At 72.9% G+C, this 17,540-nt stretch carries 19 protein-coding genes; 7 read left to right on the forward strand and 12 right to left on the reverse strand.

The annotated features are described in order from the left end of the window. The first annotated feature begins 46 nt into the window (after positions 1-46). The gene (locus tag IE252_RS09330; protein WP_373298535.1) at positions 47-1,582 is read left to right on the forward strand and encodes a DEAD/DEAH box helicase; all 1,536 of its coding nucleotides are present in this window, start codon (positions 47-49) and stop codon (positions 1,580-1,582) included. 180 nt (positions 1,583-1,762) lie between these two features. Here the strand turns inward: IE252_RS09330 and IE252_RS09335 are convergent, their stop codons facing one another. From IE252_RS09335 to IE252_RS09350, 4 genes are read right to left on the reverse strand one after another with little or no spacing between them, the layout of a single operon-like run. After that, a complete protein-coding gene (locus tag IE252_RS09335) occupies positions 1,763-2,830 on the reverse strand; it encodes an NAD(P)H-dependent flavin oxidoreductase (protein ID WP_190088836.1) in 1,068 nt (355 codons plus the stop codon). After that, entirely contained in the window at positions 2,830-3,567 is a 738-nt protein-coding gene (locus IE252_RS09340) for a CoA-transferase subunit beta (RefSeq protein ID WP_190088837.1), read from the reverse strand. The genes IE252_RS09335 and IE252_RS09340 overlap by 1 nt, the downstream gene beginning before the upstream one ends. Beyond that, positions 3,564-4,412 (reverse strand): CoA transferase subunit A, encoded by an 849-nt coding sequence (locus tag IE252_RS09345; protein WP_190088838.1) that lies wholly within the window; start codon positions 4,410-4,412, stop codon positions 3,564-3,566. The genes IE252_RS09340 and IE252_RS09345 overlap by 4 nt, the downstream gene beginning before the upstream one ends. Then, positions 4,409-5,173 (reverse strand): enoyl-CoA hydratase family protein, encoded by a 765-nt coding sequence (locus IE252_RS09350; protein WP_190088839.1) that lies wholly within the window; start codon positions 5,171-5,173, stop codon positions 4,409-4,411. The genes IE252_RS09345 and IE252_RS09350 overlap by 4 nt, the downstream gene beginning before the upstream one ends. Before the next feature lie 55 nt (positions 5,174-5,228). Between IE252_RS09350 and IE252_RS09355 the strand changes: the two genes are divergently transcribed. Beyond that, positions 5,229-6,008, forward strand: a complete 780-nt coding sequence (locus IE252_RS09355; protein WP_190088992.1) for an SDR family oxidoreductase — start codon at positions 5,229-5,231, stop codon at positions 6,006-6,008. Between the two features lies 1 nt (position 6,009). Then, positions 6,010-6,891 (forward strand): SDR family oxidoreductase, encoded by an 882-nt coding sequence (locus IE252_RS09360; protein WP_190088840.1) that lies wholly within the window; start codon positions 6,010-6,012, stop codon positions 6,889-6,891. A 15-nt stretch (positions 6,892-6,906) separates the two neighbouring features. Here the strand turns inward: IE252_RS09360 and IE252_RS09365 are convergent, their stop codons facing one another. Next, positions 6,907-7,377: a MarR family winged helix-turn-helix transcriptional regulator gene (locus IE252_RS09365; protein ID WP_190088841.1), complete on the reverse strand. Its 471-nt coding sequence runs from the start codon at positions 7,375-7,377 to the stop codon at positions 6,907-6,909. A 178-nt stretch (positions 7,378-7,555) separates the two neighbouring features. Between IE252_RS09365 and IE252_RS09370 the strand changes: the two genes are divergently transcribed. Further along, positions 7,556-7,945 (forward strand): guanyl-specific ribonuclease, encoded by a 390-nt coding sequence (locus IE252_RS09370; protein ID WP_190088842.1) that lies wholly within the window; start codon positions 7,556-7,558, stop codon positions 7,943-7,945. A gap of 29 nt (positions 7,946-7,974) precedes the next feature. Here the strand turns inward: IE252_RS09370 and IE252_RS09375 are convergent, their stop codons facing one another. From IE252_RS09375 to IE252_RS09405, 7 genes are all read right to left on the reverse strand, one after another. Next, positions 7,975-8,733 (reverse strand): GntR family transcriptional regulator, encoded by a 759-nt coding sequence (locus IE252_RS09375; RefSeq protein ID WP_190088843.1) that lies wholly within the window; start codon positions 8,731-8,733, stop codon positions 7,975-7,977. Positions 8,734-8,770: 37 nt separating this feature from the next. Then, positions 8,771-9,421 (reverse strand): HAD family hydrolase, encoded by a 651-nt coding sequence (locus IE252_RS09380; RefSeq protein WP_229848137.1) that lies wholly within the window; start codon positions 9,419-9,421, stop codon positions 8,771-8,773. Next, positions 9,418-10,476: an ABC transporter ATP-binding protein gene (locus tag IE252_RS09385; protein ID WP_190088844.1), complete on the reverse strand. Its 1,059-nt coding sequence runs from the start codon at positions 10,474-10,476 to the stop codon at positions 9,418-9,420. The genes IE252_RS09380 and IE252_RS09385 overlap by 4 nt, the downstream gene beginning before the upstream one ends. Further along, positions 10,473-11,357 (reverse strand): ABC transporter permease, encoded by an 885-nt coding sequence (locus tag IE252_RS09390; protein WP_190088845.1) that lies wholly within the window; start codon positions 11,355-11,357, stop codon positions 10,473-10,475. Before IE252_RS09390 ends, IE252_RS09385 begins: the two co-directional genes overlap by 4 nt. Continuing rightward, positions 11,345-12,244, reverse strand: coding sequence for an ABC transporter permease (locus tag IE252_RS09395; protein ID WP_190088846.1), 900 nt, complete (start codon positions 12,242-12,244; stop codon positions 11,345-11,347). Before IE252_RS09395 ends, IE252_RS09390 begins: the two co-directional genes overlap by 13 nt. 9 nt (positions 12,245-12,253) lie before the next feature. Beyond that, complete coding sequence (locus IE252_RS09400; RefSeq protein ID WP_190088847.1) at positions 12,254-13,426, reverse strand: ABC transporter substrate-binding protein; 1,173 nt, start codon at positions 13,424-13,426, stop codon at positions 12,254-12,256. A gap of 259 nt (positions 13,427-13,685) precedes the next feature. After that, positions 13,686-14,603 carry a hypothetical protein gene (locus IE252_RS09405; protein WP_190088848.1) on the reverse strand — a complete coding sequence of 306 codons (918 nt, stop codon included), beginning with the start codon at positions 14,601-14,603 and terminating at the stop codon, positions 13,686-13,688. A gap of 240 nt (positions 14,604-14,843) precedes the next feature. Between IE252_RS09405 and IE252_RS09410 the strand changes: the two genes are divergently transcribed. The 3 genes from IE252_RS09410 (at position 14,844) to IE252_RS09420 (ending at position 17,474) form a co-directional block, all read left to right on the forward strand. Beyond that, complete coding sequence (locus tag IE252_RS09410; RefSeq protein WP_373298530.1) at positions 14,844-15,611, forward strand: S1 family peptidase; 768 nt, start codon at positions 14,844-14,846, stop codon at positions 15,609-15,611. 73 nt (positions 15,612-15,684) lie between these two features. Further along, a complete protein-coding gene (locus tag IE252_RS09415; RefSeq protein ID WP_190088850.1) occupies positions 15,685-16,338 on the forward strand; it encodes a response regulator in 654 nt (217 codons plus the stop codon). Continuing rightward, entirely contained in the window at positions 16,335-17,474 is a 1,140-nt protein-coding gene (locus tag IE252_RS09420) for a sensor histidine kinase (RefSeq protein ID WP_190088851.1), read from the forward strand. Before IE252_RS09415 ends, IE252_RS09420 begins: the two co-directional genes overlap by 4 nt. Positions 17,475-17,540: the final 66 nt, after the last annotated feature.

The raw sequence follows: 17,540 nt of genomic DNA on the forward strand, positions 1-17,540 counted from the left end.
GCTGTCCGTCCCCCGGGCCCAGGAAGGCAATTTCCGTATGACGCGTATGACCCCCCGCAAGCGCTCCACCTCCAGCTCCGCCAAGCCCGCCGCGAAGTCCGCGCGCGGCCGGACCGTGCAGCCGCAGGGTGAGTTCACGCTGCCGGAAACCGTTACGCCCGCGCTCCCCTCGGTCGCGGCTTTCGCCGACCTCGACATGCCCGCGGCGCTCCTCAAGACGCTGGCCGCGCAGGGCGTGACCGAGCCGTTCCCGATCCAGGCCGCGACCCTGCCGAACTCCCTCGCGGGCCGCGACATCCTCGGCCGCGGCCGCACCGGCTCGGGCAAGACCCTCGCCTTCGGCCTCGCGCTCCTGGCCCGTACGGCCGGCCACCGCTCCGAGCCGAAGGCGCCGCTCGCCCTCGTGCTCGTGCCGACGCGTGAGCTGGCCCAGCAGGTCACGGACGCCCTGACGCCGTACGCCACGGCCGTCAACCTGCGCCTGACCACGGTCGTCGGCGGCCTCTCGCTCACCAAGCAGGCGAACGCGCTGCGGCGCGGCGCCGAGGTGCTCGTGGCGACGCCCGGCCGCCTCAAGGACCTCATAGAGCGCGGCGACTGCGACCTCGGCCAGGTGCGGATCACGGTCCTCGACGAGGCCGACCAGATGGCCGACATGGGGTTCATGCCGCAGGTCACCGCGCTGCTCAAGCAGGTCGAGCCGGGCGGTCAGCGGATGCTGTTCTCGGCGACCCTGGACAAGAACATCGACCGCCTGGTGCGGATGTTCCTGACGGACCCGGTCGTGCACTCGGTGGACCCGTCGGCGGGCGCGGTCACGACGATGGAGCACCACGTCCTCTACATCCAGGACGAGACCGACAAGAAGGCCGTCACCGCGCGGATCGCCGCGCGCGACGGCCGGGTGATCATGTTCCTGGACACCAAGCGTTCGGTGGACCGGCTGGTCAAGCGGCTGCTCGCGAGCGGTGTACGGGCGGCGGGCCTGCACGGCGGCCGCTCCCAGCCGCAGCGCAACCGCACCCTGGAGCAGTTCAAGAACGGCCAGGTCACCGCACTCGTCGCGACGAACGTGGCGGCGCGCGGCATCCACGTCGACGACCTCGACCTGGTCGTCAACGTCGACCCGCCGACGGACCACAAGGACTACCTCCACCGAGGCGGCCGCACCGCCCGCGCGGGCGAGTCGGGCAGCGTCGTGACGCTGGTCCTGCCCGAGCAGAAGCGCGAGATGAGCCGTCTGATGACGTTCGCGGGGATCCGTCCCCGGACGGCGGCGGTGAAGTCCAGCGACGAGGAGCTGGTGCGGGTTACGGGGGCGCGCGAGCCCTCCGGTGTGCCGGTCGTCATCGAGGTTCCGGCGCCGACGCCGCCGTCGGGTGCGCGCACCCGGAGCCGGGGCGCCCGCTCGGGCGCGGCCCGGTCCGGCCGCACGGGCCAGGGTTCCGCGCAGGGTGGCCGGTCGGGCCAGCCGCAGGGTGGTGCCCGGGGTGCCGGCCAGCCGCAGGGTGCCCGTGCCCAGGGCGGTGGCGCGCGCCGTGGCCGCCCGCAGTCGGGCGGCCGCCGCAGCACCCCGGCGTAGCCGGGATTCTTCCCCACCCCGCCCCTTCCCGAAAGCCCTCTGGCGGGCGGCCTGGTTCTTCGGCTGCGGGCCGTCCCCAATTGTTCGCGCAGTTCCCCGCGCCCCTAAATACCTAGGGGCGCGGGGAACTGCGCGACCAGCCACAGACGGTCCGCAGACGAGCACGGTCCCCCGGAGGGTTTAGGGAAGGGGTGGGGTGGGGGCTAAATCCCCGAGGCGCGACGCCGTCGCCTCCGCCTCCGCCATCACCCTCCCCACCAGCTCCCCCACACTCGGCAGATCCGAGATCACCCCCGCCACCTGCCCGGACGCCATCACCCCCGCGTCCACCCGCCCCTCCACCATCGACGCCCGCAGCAGCATCGGCGTATTGGCCGCCAGCAGGACCTGGCTCCAGCTCAGGTCCTTGCCGTGGCGCAGCGCGCGGCCGTCCGCGACGAGGCGGGCCCAGGACGTTCCCGACAGCGCGCGGAACGCCGCGGCGTGGCGCACCGCCGAGGCCAGGGAACGTATCCGACCGGACTGCTCCAGCGACGCCACCAACTCCGTACGCAGCATGCGGTGCGGCAGCCCGTCCACCGCCCGCGTCACCGTCACATCCGACACCCCCGCCGCCAGATACCGCGCCTTCACCGCGTCCGGCACCGGCGAGTCCGACGTGAGCAGGAACCGCGTGCCCATCGCGACCCCCGCCGCCCCGTACGCCAGCGCCGCCACCAGACCGCGCCCGTCGTGGAAGCCCCCGGCCGCCACCACCGGGATGTCCACCGCGTCCACGACCTGCGGCAGCAGGACCGTCGTCGCCACCTCGCCGGTGTGTCCGCCGCCCTCCCCGCCCTGCACGATCACCGCGTCCGCGCCCCACGCCGCCACCTTCTCGGCGTGCCGCCGCGCCCCGACGGACGGCACGACCACCACGCCCGCGTCCTTGAGCGTGGCGATCAGCTCCCGCGAGGGGGCGAGCGCGAAGGACGCCACCCGTACCCCCTCCGCCACGATGATCCGCACCCGCTCCCGCGCGTCCCCCGCGTCCGCCCGCAGATTCACCCCGAACGGCGCGTCCGTACGCGACTTGACCTCCCGTACCGCCGCGCGCAGCTCGTCGAGGGTCATCGTCGCCGAGGCGAGGATGCCAAGCGCACCGGCCTCGGCGGTGGCCGTCACCAGCCGGGGCCCGGCAACCCACCCCATCCCCGTCTGCACGATCGGGTGCCGCACCCCCACCAGCCGGGTCAGTGCCGTCTCCATCAGCCGCGGACCTCCCCGTCGCGCCGACCCTCCGGGTCCAGCACCTCCCGGATCAGGTGGAGTTCCTCGGGCGTGGGGTCGCGGGTGTACGGGACGTCGTCCGGCAGCGCCAGCTCGAAGCCCGTCGCCGCCCGCACCTGCTCGACCGTCACCCCGGGGTGCAGCGACGCCAGCCGCATCCGGTGGTCCGGGGTGGCGAAGTCGAGGACGGCGAGGTCGCTGACGACCCGGGGGAGGCGGTGGTAGCGCGCCCCGGCGGCGGCCGCCCGGTCGTAGCCGACGCCGCACACCATGTCGACCTCGGGCACGAACACCCGGGGGGAGTGGCGCGGGACCCAGTAACTCACCGGGTTGTTGAGCGTGTTGACCGGGGCGCCGCGCACCCCGAGCAACTGGCGCGCGGGCGCCGCCCAGTCGCCGATGCAGGAGATGTTCTGGTTGCCGAACCGGTCGAGCTGGCTCGCGCCCATCATCACGTGCCGCCGGCCCCCGGTGACCATGGTCAGATGGCGCCGGTACGGCAACCAGCCCTCCGCCGCCCCGTCCGCCCCCACCAGCGTCGCCTCGCCGTCGGTGAGCAGCAGGTCCGGGGCGAAGGTGCGCCGGGCGAGGCGCGCGCCGAGGGACGGGATCAGGCCCATCGGGCTGGCCAGCACCTCCCCGTCGCCGCGCCACGCCTCCGCGCAGGCGATCACGCAGTACTCGGCGCGGCTGACCACCAGGGCCTGCGATGTCACCGGACCTCCTCGTGCCAGGCCTGGACGGCCGACTGGTAGCTCTTCTCGTCAGGACCCGCCAGGAACCGCGCGGCGAACTCGTCCCACGGCGTCGTCGCGTACAGCTTCTGGAACGGCTCGTCCCGCCCGTAGTCCGGCACGCACGACGTGAAGTGCGCCCCGTTCGGCGCCTCCACGACACCCGTGACCGAGTGGCGCCCGACCAGGAGGGTCTGCGGGACCGCGTCAGCGAAGCCGCCCGGCTCGACGAGCCGTTCGCAGGAGACGTACGCGCTGTCGGCGGCCGCGCAGAACAGGTCGTCGAAGTACGGGTCCGGGCCCAGGTACTGGGCGTTGCCGAGCCGGTCGGCGCGGTTGAGGTGGACCAGCGCCGCGTCCATGCGCAGCGCGGGCACGGCCACGAACGTCTCCCCGTCCTCGTACGGCGACGTCACCGTCCGCAGGCCGGGGTTGACCCGCATGACGTCCGAGCCGAGTCCGGCCCGTACCGGAAGGAAGGGCAGCCGGTTGGCGGCCGCGTGCAGCCCCCACATGAACATCGCCTCGTCGATCTCCGTCAGCGCGAACGCCCCCGCCTCGCGCGCCGCGCGGAAGTGCGGCTCCAGCGGGATGGAGTCGAGGGTGGCGAAGGGGGCGACGAGCTCGCGGATCCGCCCGGCGGCCGCGAGCAGGCCGACGTCCGGGCCGCCGTACGAGATCACCGTCAGATCCGTCACCGGCGATCTGAGCAGCGCCCTGACCAGGGCCATCGGCTTGCGGCGCGAGCCCCAGCCGCCGATGCCGAGGGTCATGCCGCTGTGCAGCCGGGCGACGACCTCCTCGGGCGTCATGGTCTTGTCCGTCATGCCCGCTCCTTCCCCTTCCCCGGCTCCTCGCCGAAGGTGTCGCGGATCCGGTCGGCCACCCCGCTGAGGTTGGCCTCGAACGTGAAGCCCTGCTCGAAGCGGTAGCTGCGGCGGACGTCGACGGGGTCGATGCCGTTGATGGCGGCCTTGGCCAGCCGGATCAGCGAGCCGTCCTTACGGGCGATCTCGCGCGCCAACTCCAGTGCCGCGTCGAGGAGTTCGGCCCGTCGGACGACTTTCCACACCGATCCATGGGACAGCAGCTCCCGGGCCGTGGCCGTCCGCGAGGTGTAGTAGAGCGCGCGCATCAGGTGCTGGGGGACCAGCCGGGCCAGATGGGTGGCGGCGCCGAGCGCGCCCCGGTCCAGCTCGGGCAGCCCGAAGGTGGCGTCCTCGCTCGCCACCACCACGTCCGCGTTGCCGACCAGACCGATCCCGCCGCCCAGGCAGTGCCCCTGGACCGCCGCGACCACCGGCACCTCGCACTCGTACACCGCCGCGAAGGCCTCGTAGCAGCCCCGGTTGGCGCCGATGAGGGCGCTGTGGCCCGGGTCGCGCTGCATCTCCTTGATGTCGACCCCGGCGTTGAAGCCGCGCCCCTCGGCGGCCAGGACCACACAGCGGATGCCGGGGTCGCGCCCGGCCGTGCGCACCGCGTCGGCCAGCTCGTACCAGCCGTGCACGGGAAGCGCGTTGACGGGCGGGAAGTCGACGGTGACGAGCGAAATCCCCTTCTCGGGGCCGGTGGTGGAGACACCCATGAGCGGATCAGCTACCTTTCCACCAAACATTTGTTAGGTGAGGAAGGTAGCGCGGATGGAGCTGGCCGGGAAGGCGGCGGTCGTCACGGGCGGCACCCGGGGCGTCGGCGCGGGCATCGCGCGGGCGTTCCTGGCGGCGGGTGCCGAGGTGGTGGTCTGCGCCCGCAGACCACCGGACCGACCGATCGAAGTGGCGGGCCGCACGGCCGAGTTCCGCCCGCTGGACCTGCGCGAACCCGCTGCCGTACGGGAGTTCTTCGATGCGGTCGCGACGGCGTACGGGCACCTCGACGTGCTCGTCAACAACGCGGGCGGCACGCCCTACCGCCTCCTCGGCGAGTCGTCGGCCGAGCGCCACGCGCGCGTGGTGGAGCTCAACCTCACCGCGCCGCTCACCGCCTCGCTCGCCGCGTACCCACAACTGCGGGCGTCCGGCGGCTCGGTGGTGATGATCGGCAGCGTCAGCGGTACGCGCGCCTCGCCCGGCACCGCCGCGTACGGCGCCGCCAAGGCGGGCCTGGAGAACCTGGCCCGCTCGATGGCGGTGGAGTGGGCGCCTGCGGTGCGGGTCAACACGCTCGTCCTCGGCATGGTCCGCACCGAGCTCTCCCATCTGCACTACGGCGACGCGGACGGCGTCGCGGCCGTCGCCCGGACCGTGCCGCTCGGGCGGCTCGCCGAGCCCGCCGAGGTCGGGGACGCGGCCGTGTTCCTGGCCTCGGCCCGGGCCGCGTACATCACCGGCGCGTCCCTCTTGGTCCACGGCGGCGGCGAGCGCCCGGCGTTCCTGGCCGCGGCCACGGTCAACAAATCACCCGGACAGCAGGGGAGTTGAGATGACGGACATCAGTGCGGGGCGGGTCGTCGTGGTGACCGGGGCGGGGCGGGGGCTCGGTCGTGCGCACGCTTTGGCGTTCGCGGCCGAGGGGGCGAAGGTCGTCGTCAACGACCTCGGCGTCGGCCTCGACGGCGCCCCCGCCCCCGGCAGCCCGGCCGAGCTGGTCGCCGCCGAGATCCGCGCGGCGGGCGGCGAGGCGGTCGCGCACGGCGGGGACATCGCGACGGCGAAGGGCGCGGCCTCCCTCGTGGAGGCGGCCCTCGACCACTTCGGCCGCCTGGACACGCTGGTCGGCAACGCGGGCTTCCTGCGCGACCGGATGCTGGTCAACCTCGACGAGGACGACTGGGACGCGGTCGTCCGGGTCCACCTCAAGGGCCACTTCCTGCCGCTGCGGGAGGCGGCGGCGCACTGGCGCGCCGAGGCCAAGGCGGGCCGTCGCCCGGTGGCCCGGGTCGTCCACACCACCTCCGGGGCGGGTCTGCTCGGCAGCGTGGGCCAGGGGAACTACGCGGCGGCCAAGGCCGGGATCGTCGGCCTCACCCTGGTGGCCTCGGCGGAGCTCGCGCGGTACGGCGTCCAGGTCAACGCGATCGCCCCGGCGGCCCGCACCCGGATGACCGAGCAGGTCTTCACCGGCCTCGAGGCCGCGCCCGAGGACGTGTCGCCGCTGGTGGTGTGGCTCGGCTCGGCGGCGAGCGAGGGCGTCACGGGCCGGGTCTTCGAGGCGGAGGGGGGCCGCATCACGGTCATGGAGGGCTGGCGCCCGGGCCCGACGGCGGACAAGGGGGCCCGCTGGACCCCGGCGGAGGCGGGGGAGACGGCACGGCGGCTGCTGGGGGAGGCGCAGGCGCCGGGGGCGGTGTACGGGGCGGGGTGAGGGGGCGGGTCGCGCTTACGGCCCGAGCCGCGCCGCCGCCTCGCGCTGGAGCGTGCTGTTGCCGGCCAGGAAGCGGACCACGGTCCCCAGCTCCTCCGTCGTGAACTCCTCGCAGAATTCGGCCACCTGATGGGACCAGTCCACGAAGAACCGCTTCAGGCCGTCGATGTTCTCCCAGCGGATCTCGATGAGCACGCGCCGCTTGTCCGTGGGGTGCTTGGCGCGCCGGACGAACCCCTTGGCCTCCAGGCGGTCGACGAGGCCGGTGACGGACGCGGGGGCCAGACCGGTGTGCTGGGAGAGCTCCTTCGCGGTGAGCGGACCGAACCGTTCCAGCAGATCGAGCGTCTTGGTTTCGGAGGCGCCGAGGCCTAGCCTTTCGGCGACCGCGGTGTGGAACATCACGGTGACACCGCTGTGTTCGCGCGTCACGGAGAGCAGGTCTTCGACCGCCTTGGCGCGGTCGGCATCGAGGCTGTGGTCCATGGCGGGAGAGAGTAGCAAGACCTTTAGTTCGCCGAAACGAAAGAATGGCCAATTTCTTCCCATGAGGGCAAAGACTGGCGGACGCCCTGGTTACGGGTCGGTGTCGCAGGTTAACTCGTGGGAAATTCAACGGACTTGGCGTTGACGATCACCGTTCTACGCGCGTCATCATGACCGCATGAGAATCCCCCCACGCATCACCACGCTCGGCGGAATAGCGACCCTCGCCGCCACGCTCCTCCTCGGCCCGGCGGTCCTTCCGGCCAGCGCCTCCGTCCAGAGCACCGGCAGCATCTGCTACTCCGAGCTGCCCTCGCAGGCGTACGACACGCTGCGGCTCATCGACAACGGCGGCCCGTTCCCGTACTCCCAGGACGGCGTCGTCTTCTCCAACCGCGAGCACGTGCTGCCGTCGGAGCCGAGCGGCTACTACCACGAGTACACCGTGAAGACGCCCGGCTCGCCGACGCGCGGCGCCCGCCGTATCGTCACCGGACAGCAGGCCGACGAGGACTACTACACCTCGGACCACTACGCGACCTTCGACCTGATCGACCACGGCTGCTGAACCCGTAGCCAGACCCCCGGGCAGGAGCCTCACGAGCCGTTGAGGCTCCTGCCCATCGCCCTCGACCCCGACGAGTTCCGTACGGTGAACGCCACCGTGCCCGGCAGATAGCGGTCCTGGGACCACTCCACCGGCAGGCCCGCCGGGTCGGTGGAGCGGCGGCGCTCGCGCAGCAGGCCGTCACCGGCCCGGCAGCCGAGCAGCTCCGCGTCGGCGGCGTCCGCCGGGACCACGTCGATGGTGTGCAGGGCGTCGCTGAACAGCACGCCGTGCGCCTCCAGTTCGTCGGCGTGCGAGGCGAGGCCCGGGTCCATCGCCGCCACCAGCTCGCCCACCCGCTCCGGGTAGGTGGTGCGCTCCACCATCACCGGGACCCCGGAGAGCGTACGGACCCTCAGCACCCGGAAGATCCGCTCCCCGACCGGGAGTCGCAGGTGGTACGCCTCCTCCTCGGTCGCCTCGCCCGGGTCCACCGCGACCGTCCGGCCGCCCGGCTCCTCGCCCTGCGAGCGCGCCCAGCGGGCGAACGACCGCAGCTCCTCGAAGCTCTGGAGCCGCGCTCCGCCCCCGCCGAGCACCACCCGCCGCGCGCCGCGCCGCGAGGTGACGAGCCCGTCGGTCCGCAGCGCGCCGAGCGCCTGGCGGATGGTGCCCCTGGACACGCCGTAGGTACGGGCGAGTTCGTCCTCGGCGGGCAGCCGCGCCCCCGACCCGTACTCCCCGGCGGTGATGGCCGCCCGCAGATCCCCGGCCACCTTCCGGTACAGCGGCGCCGCCTTGCCTGCCATGTTGTTCCCCGTCCCCGTTGTCCCCGTCAACCAGCAGTCAACCAAGTCTGATCAGCGAGCGCAGCAGCGCCAGATCGGCTTCCTCCAGACTAGCCAGTACCGTTCGGCCCGCCGCAGGCGCGATCGGCTCCATCGACGGGACCGCGAGCACCGCGCAGCCCGCCGCCTCCGCCGACGTCACGCCCGTCACCGTGTCCTCGACCGCCACGCACCGCGACGGCTCCGCGCCGAGAGCCGCTGCCGCCGCCAGATACGGGTCCGGCGCGGGCTTGGTGCGTGCGGTGTCCTCCGCCCCGTACACCGCGTCGAAGCGGTGCCCGTCCAGGGAGGCCGCGACCCGGTCGACGACCGCGCGCGGGGACGCCGACACCAGCGCGGTCGGCACCCGCTCGCGGCGCAGCGCCGAGAGGAGGCGCAGCGCGCCCGGCCGGGGCTCGGCCCCGTCGGCGAGCCGGGCGGCGAACCCGTCGCCCAACTCGGCCGCCAGGACGTCCTGTTGGACGTCCAGCGACTCGTACAGCATCGTGGCGGTGTCCTCGACGGACCGCCCGTACACCGCCGTGCGCCCCGCGCCCACCAGTGCGTACCCGTGCCGGGCCGCGACCTGTTCGACGACCTCGACCCAGGCCCGCTCGGTGTCGACCAGCGTGCCGTCCATGTCGAAGAGCACCGCCCGCAGCCCGCTCACGCCTCCTCACCCGCCACGAGCACCGGACGCCGCTGCGGCCGTACGGTCACGGCCGCGCCCGCGCCGAACGCGCCCGCCGCGTGCGAGGGCAGGTCGGCCTTCACCTCGGTGCCGTCCGCGAGGCGGACCCGCAGCCGGGTGCTGGCGCCGTGGAAGGAGCTGCCGATGACGGTGTCGGGGCCGTCCGCCGTCACGTCGAGCGCCTCGGGGCGCAGCAGGAACGCGGTGGCACCGCCCGCCGGCCCGTCCACGGGAAGGGTGACGCCGAGGACCTCGGCCTGCCCGTCGGAGGCGAGGCGCCCGGGGATCCGGTTCATGGTGCCGATGAAGGACGCCACGAACGCGGTCGCCGGACGGTCGTACAACTCGGCCGGGGTGGCGCACTGTTCGAGCCGTCCGCCGCGCATCACCGCGACCCGGTCGGCCATCGACAGGGCCTCCTCCTGGTCGTGCGTGACGAACACGGTGGTGATGCCGAGCTCCAGCTGGAGCCGCCGGATCTCCTCGCGCAGGTTGACCCGCACCTGGGCGTCCAGCGCCGAGAGCGGCTCGTCGAGCAGCAGCAGCCGGGGCCGCAGGGCGAGCGCCCGGGCCAGCGCCACGCGCTGCTGCTGGCCGCCGGAGAGCTGGTGCGGATAGCGCCCGCCGTGGTCGGGCAGGCCCACGAGTTCGAGGAGCTCGGCCGCGCGCGTACGCCGCTCGGCCGCCGCGACCTTGCGCATCCGCATCCCGAAGGCCACGTTCTCGGCGGCGGTCAGATGCGGGAAGAGGCTGTACGACTGGAAGACCATGCCGGTGTCGCGCCGGTTGGCCGGGACCGGCACGATGTCCTCGCCGTCGAGCAGCACCTGACCGGAATCGGGCCGCTCGAAGCCCGCGAGGACCCGCAGCGCCGTGGTCTTGCCGCAGCCCGACGGGCCGAGCAGGGCGAGGAGTTCACCGGGGGCGACATCGAGGTCGAGCCCGTCGAGCGCGACGGCGGAGCCGAAGGTGCGGCGCAGCCCCCGGATCCTCAGGGCGGTTCCGGTGCGCGCAGGTGCGTCGGTGATCGTCACGCGCCCGCCTCCTTCTTGTTCTTGTCACTGCGGTTCTTGGCAGGGCGGGGGGCACGCGCCGAACGGGCGGCGCGGGTACGGAAGACGGCGGTCAGGACGAGCAGCAGCACCCAGGTCAGTACCAGGCTGAGCAGCGAGACGGCCACGGACAGCTGGGCGTTGGAGCCGGACGCCTGCACGATCCACACCGCGAACGGCTGGAACCCGAGCAGCTGCGCCACGGTGAACTCGCCGAGCACCAGAGCCAGCGCCAGGAACGAGGCGTTGAGCAGCGCGGTGCGCAGATTGGGCAGCACGACCGAGACGATCGCCCGGGGCCAGGAGGCGCCCAGGTCGCGGGCGGCCTCGACGAGCGTACGGACGTCGACGGCCCGCAGCCCCGCCTCCAGCGAGCGGTAGACGAACGGCAGCGCCATCACCACGTAGGCGAGGACGAGCACGATCGGGAACTCCGGGTCCTGCACGGCGACGAACGTCTCGTACAGCGGAGTGCTGGCGAGGTGGTCGGGCCCCCACTTCAGCACGGTCCCGATCCCGGCGACCAGCGCCACCGGCGGCACCACCAGCGGCAGCGTGCAGACCACTTCGAGCACCGCCCGCAGCCGCCCCGAGCCCGAGAGCCGCACCGCGAGCGCGGCCGGAAGCGTCAGGAGCAGCGCGAGGGCGACCGTGGTGAGCCCGAGGCCGAGGGAGAGCAGCAGGGCGGTGGTGAAGCCGTCGGCGGAGAAGATCTGGGTGTACGAGTCGAGGGTGAACCCCTGATTCGGTACGTCCACGGTGAAGACCAGGGCGGCGAGCAGCGGCACCAGGAAGTAGAGCCCGGCGGCGCCGAGGACGACACCGCGCCAGGGGCGCACCCCGGCCGGGATCAGGCGAGCCATCGGGCGCTCCTTCGCTGCAGCGGCAGATGGACGGCCATGACGAGCGCCGCGACCAGCACCATGTCGAGGCTGAGGGCGAGCGCCACGTTCTCCTGGCCGATCAGGACGTTGCCGGAGAGCGCGTCCGCGATCTGGAGGGTCACCAGCGGGATCGAGCTGCCGACCATCGCGGCGGCGGTGGCGTAGGCGGCGAAGGCGCTGCCGAAGAGCAGCACGAACCCGCCGAGCAGGGTCGGCAGCAGCACCGGGATGCCGACGTGCCGCCAGTACTGCCAGGCGCCGGCACCGGAGTTGAGGGCGGCTTCCCGCCACTGGGGCCGCAGCCCGTCGAGAGCGGGCGCCACAGTGAGCACCATCAGGGGCACCAGAAAGTACAGGTACGTGAGGGTGAGCCCCCAGAAGCTGTAGAGGCTCCACCCGTGCCGGTCGAGGCCGAGGCGGGTGGTGAGCACACCGGCGTTGCCGAGGGTGGCGACGAAGGCGAACGCCAGCGGTACACCGCCGAAGTTGGCGAGGACGCCGGACGCGGTGAGCACGGCCTCGCGCAGCGCCCGGCCGCGCGAGGTGACGACGGCCTGGGCGAGCAGCAGCCCGAGCACCGAGCCGATGCCCGCGGTGGTGGCGGCCAGCTTGAGGCTGCCGAGGAGGGCGGTGCGGTAGGCGCCGTGCACGGACTGGTCGAGGTTGCCGAGTCCGTACGAGCCGTTGACGGTGAACGCCCCGTCGACCATGGCGACGGCGGGGAGCCCGAAGGCGAGGGCCACGAAGGCGAGCAGGGGCAGGGCGGCGAGCCAGGACCCGGAGGCCCTGGGGCCCCGCCGCCGGGGCCGGCGCGCGTCGAGCGCGTCGCCGACCCCCGGCGAGGAGGAAGTGGTCAGAGTCGTCATGGATTCGGATCAGCCCGAGATCGCCTTGGCCCAGCCCGCGGCGAGGACCTGCTTGGCCTTGGCGGTCTGTGCCTCGGAGGGGAACTTCGGGGTGCCCGCGACCTTGGGGAGCGCGGCGGCGGCGGCCTTGTCGAGCGTGCCGTCCTGCTCCATGGCGGTCATGAGGGCGGGCCGGGCGTGGCCCTTGAGCCAGAGGTTCTGCCCCTCGGCGGAGTACAGGTACTCCTGCCACAGCCGGGCGGCGGCGGGGTGCGGCGCGTCCTTGTTGATGGCCTGGGAGTAGTACTGCGCGTAGATCCCGTCACTGGGCACGGCGACCTTCCAGTCCAGGCCCTTGCTCTTGAACTCCTCGCCGTACCCGGCGTTGAGGTAGTCCCAGTCGATGCTGATCGGGGTCTCGCCCTTCTCGACGGTGGCCGGGGTGGACTCGACGGGGTTGTAGTTCCCGTTCTTCTTCAGCTTGCCGAAGAAGTCGAGGCCGGGCTGGATGTCGTCGAAGGAGCCGCCGGAGGCGAGGGCCGCGGCGTAGACACCGGCGAACGCCGAACCGGACTTGGTCGGGTTGCCGTTGAGCGCGACCTGCCCCTTGTACTGGGGCTTCAGCAGGTCGGCGAAGGTCTGCGGGCACTCCTTGACGCGCTTGGCGTCACAGCCGATGGAGACGTAGCCGCCGTAGTCGTTGAACCACCGGGCCTGGGCGTCCTTCTGCCCCTCGGCGATCTTGTCGTACGCCTCGACCTTGTACGGGGCGGTCAGCCCCTGCTGGGCCGCGGCCTGGGCGAAGGAGGCACCGAGGTCGAGGACGTCCGGAGCGCGGTCCTGCCCCTTGCGGGTCTTGACGGCGTTGATCTCGTCCTGACTGGTCCCATCAGGATTCTCCACGGCAACCTTGACGCCGTACTTCTTGGTGAACCCATCGATAAGAGCCCCATAGTTGGCCCAGTCGCGGGGGATGGCGATGGCGTTGAGGGTGCCTTCCTTCTTGGCGGCGGCGACCAGGGCGTCCATCCCGCCGGCCCCCTTCGCGGACTCGGCGGCCGCGACGGACTTCCCGCCGCCACCCTTCCCGGCCGAGTCGACGTTCTTGGCGTCGCTCTTCGTGCCACAGGCGGCAAGAGCGAACGCGGATGCGGTGAGCGCGAGGGCGATACCGGCGGTGCGGATACGGGGGGCGGTCGTCACGAGGGCTCCATGAGGGGCGAGGTTGTACAGCCAACTGTTGTACAGACAACTCCTTCATTACGGGGGTGGTGTGTGTCGCGATGGTGAACGGGGGGAGGCGGGGAGGGCGGCGGGGGGCGAATTTCGGCCGGGTGGCCGATTGTGTGGCGGGATTGCCGCGGAGCGGCACTTAAGGGGCGCGGGGAACTGCGCGACCAGCCCAGCACGGTCCGCAGACGAACGAGACCCCCGGAGGGTTTAGGGAAGGGGCGGGGTGGGGCTACGTATCGCAGGTCAGGACGGACCCGCACACCCCACACCGAACCCGCACCCTCCCCCGAACCCCCACCCGATTCCGCTGCCCACACGTCGGACACGAAAAGCACACCCGCAGGGAGTCACCCCCACCCTCAAAGGAGTACGCCCCCGCCGAAGCCCCCCACACCCCGCCCGCACCCGACAGCGCACCCCGCCGATCCCGCGCATACCGCCGCCGCCCGGCCCACCCCGCCCCCACCAACGGCGGCTGCTGCGAATCGAGAAGCGCCCGGGCGACCCCCGCTCGGTACGCCGGGTACGCCTGCGGGCTGGTGAACCACGGCGACGGGTCCTCCCCGAACACCGCCGCCCGCTTCGCAAGGACGTATCCGAACTCCTCCGGCGTCAGATACCCCAACTTCTGGCTGGACACCCCGTCCTCCCGGAACGCGTCCAGCAGCAGCCACCCCGCCCCCAGATACGTCGTCGCCGTATCCGTGAGGATCTCGTTGTCCCGCGTCCCCGGGAACTCGAGCCCGAGCCGGTGCAGCAGCACATGCGTGATCTCGTGCGCGAGCGCCGCCCCGATGTCCCGCCGATGGTGCCGGAAGCGGTCGTTGAGCTCGATGAAGTACTCGGGGCCCGCGGCCAGTTCGACGGAGGCCGCGTGCTGCATCTCGCGGAACCCGACGATCATCCGGGCGTCCGGCAGATGCAGGTGCTGGACCAGCGCCCGGGCCACCCGCTGCGCGCCCAGATGGAGGTCGTCGTGGTCGGCGAAGGCCACGTCGGTGGGCAGGACGCTCGTCGCGTACCCCTGGATCCCGTCGGCCGAGAGCCGCCGGTACAGCGCGGTGATCGCCGCCCGCACGGTCTCGATGTGCGGAAACCCGTGCACGACCGGGCTGGCCCCGGCCCCGGACGCGTTCGGATGGGCCACGCTGTCACCCCCGTACGACGGTGAACCAGCCTCCACTGTACGAGGCGCGCGCGGCACCCCGCCTTCGTACGCATGGCCGGAAACCAATCCTTGTAGGCCGCCCGGAGGGCTCCGATAATCCACAGCACGCGCATTGACGCGCCCATGTCATCTCGGCGGCGCGCCGGAGCGCGGAGCGATCCCCATGCTCGACCCCACGCTCAACCCCCCACGAAAGGCAGTCCCTTGAAGAACACCCTCGTGCGTGCGCTCAAGAGATGCATAGCCGTCGCGGCGGTCACCCTCGCCGCGTTCACCCTCCAACCCGCCACGGGCGCCACCGCGTCCCCGGCGCCCGTGGTCGGCGGAACCCGCGCCGCCCAGGGCGAGTTCCCGTTCATGGTCCGCCTCTCCATGGGCTGCGGCGGCGCCTTCTACACCCAGCAGATCGTCCTCACCGCCGCCCACTGCGTGAACGGCTCCGGCAACAACACCTCCATCACCGCCACCGCGGGCGTCGTCGACCTCCAGAGCAGCAGCGCCATCAAGGTGAAGTCGACCAAGGTGCTCCAGGCGCCCGGCTACAACGGCAGGGGCAAGGACTGGGCGCTGATCAAGCTCGCCAAGCCGGTCAACCAGCCCACCCTCAAGATCGCCACCACCACGCAGTTCAACAACGGCACCTTCAGCATCGCCGGCTGGGGCGCCCGCAGCGAGGGCGGCGGCCAGCAGCGCTACCTCTACAAGGCGACGGTCCCGTTCGTCTCCGACGCCCAGTGCCAGCAGGCGTACGGCAGCGAGCTCGTCCCGAGTGACGAGATCTGTGCGGGCTACGTCCAGCAGGGCGGCGTCGACACCTGCCAGGGCGACTCCGGCGGCCCGATGTTCCGCAAGGACAACGACAACGCCTGGATCCAGGTCGGCATCGTGAGCTGGGGCCAGGGCTGCGCCGAGCCCGGCTACCCGGGCGTGTACAGCGAGGTCTCGACCTTCGCCGCCGACATCGCGAAGGCGGCGGCGACCCTCTAGCGCTCCGCCTCGTACGGCTGGCCGGGCGCCCCGAAATTTGCGGGCGTCCGGCCCAATCTGGTCATATGTGGACATGCCGATCACAGTGGTCATCGCGGACGACCAGGAGATGGTCAGGACCGGGTTCCGCATGATCCTGGAGAGCAGGCCCGACATCGACGTCCTCGACGACGTCCACGACGGGCCGTCCGCCCTGGCGGCGGTGGACCGGCACGACCCGGACGTCCTGCTCCTGGACATCCGCATGCCCGGCCTCGACGGCCTCGAGGTCACCCGCCGCCTCTCCGGCCGCGACCGCCCGCGCATCGTGATCGTCACCACCTTCGACCTCGACGAATACGTCCACGCCGCCCTGCACGGCGGTGCCTCCGGCTTCCTCCTCAAGGACGCCAGCCCCGAGATGCTGGTCGAGGCGGTCCGGGCGGCGGCGGCCGGGGACTCCCTGGTCTCCCCGGCGATCACCGTCCGGCTGCTGCGCGAGCTCGCCACCGCCCGCCCCGCCAGCTCCCCGCGGCAGCCCGCCGAACCCCTCACCGAGCGCGAACGCGACGTCGTACGGTGTCTGGCGCGCGGCGCCACCAACGCCGAGATCGCCGCCGAGCTGTACGTCTCCCTCTCCACCGTGAAGACCCATCTGGCCAATGTGCAGGGCAAGCTCGGCGCCCGGAACCGGGTGGAGATCGCCGCCTGGGCCTGGGAGAGCGGGCTGGCCACGGGCGCCGCGTGAGCCCGCTCCGCCGCTGGCTGCGCGGCCACCCCCACTGGGCCGAGGCCGCCCGAGGGGCGCTCGCCGCGGTCCTGGTCGGGCTCGTCGTCTTCGAGGGCCTGGCCCTGGCCCGCCAGCCCACCACCCCGCACGCCATCGTCTGGGCCTCGGGCCTGGTGGTCTGTCTGTGCGCGCTGCCGTGGCCCCGGTTCGACCTGGTCGTACGGGCCTGGGTCGCCGCGGCCGCCACCTGGGCCGCGACCGGGCTGATGTTCCTCGACCGCCCGGAGATCGTCTGGGGGATGGGCGAGGCGGTGGCGCTGCTTGTGCTGCTCGCGGCGGTCCTGCTGCGGGCGCCGTCCCGGACCGCCGCCGTCCTCGGTCCGGTGCTCGGGCTCGGCTGTATGGCGGTGCCGGTCCGGGACGCCTCGCCGGGCCGGTTCACCCTGCTCTTCGCGGTGCTCACGGTCGTCGTCAGCGCCTATTCGCTGCTGCTGCGCGCCCAGTCCTGGCAGCGCGTGCGCGACCTCCAGGCCGTCCGCGCGGCCGAGCGCATCGAACTCGCCCGCGAGCTCCACGACCTGATCGCCCACCACGTCACCGGCATCGTCGTCCAGGCCCGGGCGGCCCGCTTCACCGGGGTCGAGGGGCAGCGGGCCGCCGACACCTTCGGCCGGATCGAGGAGGCGGGCGGGGACGCGCTGAGCGCGATGCGCCGGCTGGTGCGGGTGCTGCGGGAGGGCGAGCCCGAGACCGAGCCGGTCGCGGGCCTCGCGCAGCTGCGCGAGCTGGCCGACCGCTTCTCCCTGGCGGGCCCGCCGGCCGTGCTGTACGTCGAGGCGGGCCTGGAGGAGCGGCTGCCCGGCGAGGTCGCGGCGGCCGCGTACCGGGTGGTGCGCGAGGCCCTGACGAACGTCCGCAAGCACGCGGCGGACGCGAGTGCGGTACGGGTGGGGCTCCGTGTGGTCGGCGACGCCCTGGAGGTCCGCGTCGCCGACGACGGCTCCCGGGCGGCGCGCCTTCCGCCGGGCGCGCGGGGCGGCGGCTTCGGCCTGGCGGGCCTGACGGAGCGGGTAACGGCCCTGGGCGGCGAGCTACGGGCGGGCCCGGCGCCGGAGGGGGGTTGGCAGATCCTGGCAATCCTGCCGCTGCGTTAGCCCGGTCTTTGTCTGCGGGTGGGTGGCCGGTTGCTCGCGCAGTTCCCCGCGCCCCTTAAATGCCGC

Origin of the sequence: Streptomyces melanogenes, from assembly GCF_014649795.1 — a bacterium.
In the GTDB taxonomy this organism is placed as follows: domain Bacteria; phylum Actinomycetota; class Actinomycetes; order Streptomycetales; family Streptomycetaceae; genus Streptomyces; species Streptomyces noboritoensis.

Excerpts from the sequence above, each read along its gene's own strand:
- IE252_RS09345 (WP_190088838.1), bottom strand. The coding sequence starts at position 4,412 with ATGACGGACAAGACCATGACGCCCGAGGAGGTCGTCGCCCGGCTGCAC.
- IE252_RS09330 (WP_373298535.1), top strand. The coding sequence starts at position 47 with ATGACCCCCCGCAAGCGCTCCACCTCCAGCTCCGCCAAGCCCGCCGCG.
- IE252_RS09355 (WP_190088992.1), top strand. The coding sequence starts at position 5,229 with ATGGAGCTGGCCGGGAAGGCGGCGGTCGTCACGGGCGGCACCCGGGGC.
- IE252_RS09375 (WP_190088843.1), bottom strand. The coding sequence starts at position 8,733 with ATGGCAGGCAAGGCGGCGCCGCTGTACCGGAAGGTGGCCGGGGATCTG.
- IE252_RS09395 (WP_190088846.1), bottom strand. The coding sequence starts at position 12,244 with ATGACGACTCTGACCACTTCCTCCTCGCCGGGGGTCGGCGACGCGCTC.
- IE252_RS09365 (WP_190088841.1), bottom strand. The coding sequence starts at position 7,377 with ATGGACCACAGCCTCGATGCCGACCGCGCCAAGGCGGTCGAAGACCTG.
- IE252_RS09350 (WP_190088839.1), bottom strand. The coding sequence starts at position 5,173 with ATGGGTGTCTCCACCACCGGCCCCGAGAAGGGGATTTCGCTCGTCACC.
- IE252_RS09370 (WP_190088842.1), top strand. The coding sequence starts at position 7,556 with ATGAGAATCCCCCCACGCATCACCACGCTCGGCGGAATAGCGACCCTC.
- IE252_RS09360 (WP_190088840.1), top strand. The coding sequence starts at position 6,010 with ATGACGGACATCAGTGCGGGGCGGGTCGTCGTGGTGACCGGGGCGGGG.
- IE252_RS09390 (WP_190088845.1), bottom strand. The coding sequence starts at position 11,357 with ATGGCTCGCCTGATCCCGGCCGGGGTGCGCCCCTGGCGCGGTGTCGTC.
- IE252_RS09415 (WP_190088850.1), top strand. The coding sequence starts at position 15,685 with ATGCCGATCACAGTGGTCATCGCGGACGACCAGGAGATGGTCAGGACC.
- IE252_RS09335 (WP_190088836.1), bottom strand. The coding sequence starts at position 2,830 with ATGGAGACGGCACTGACCCGGCTGGTGGGGGTGCGGCACCCGATCGTG.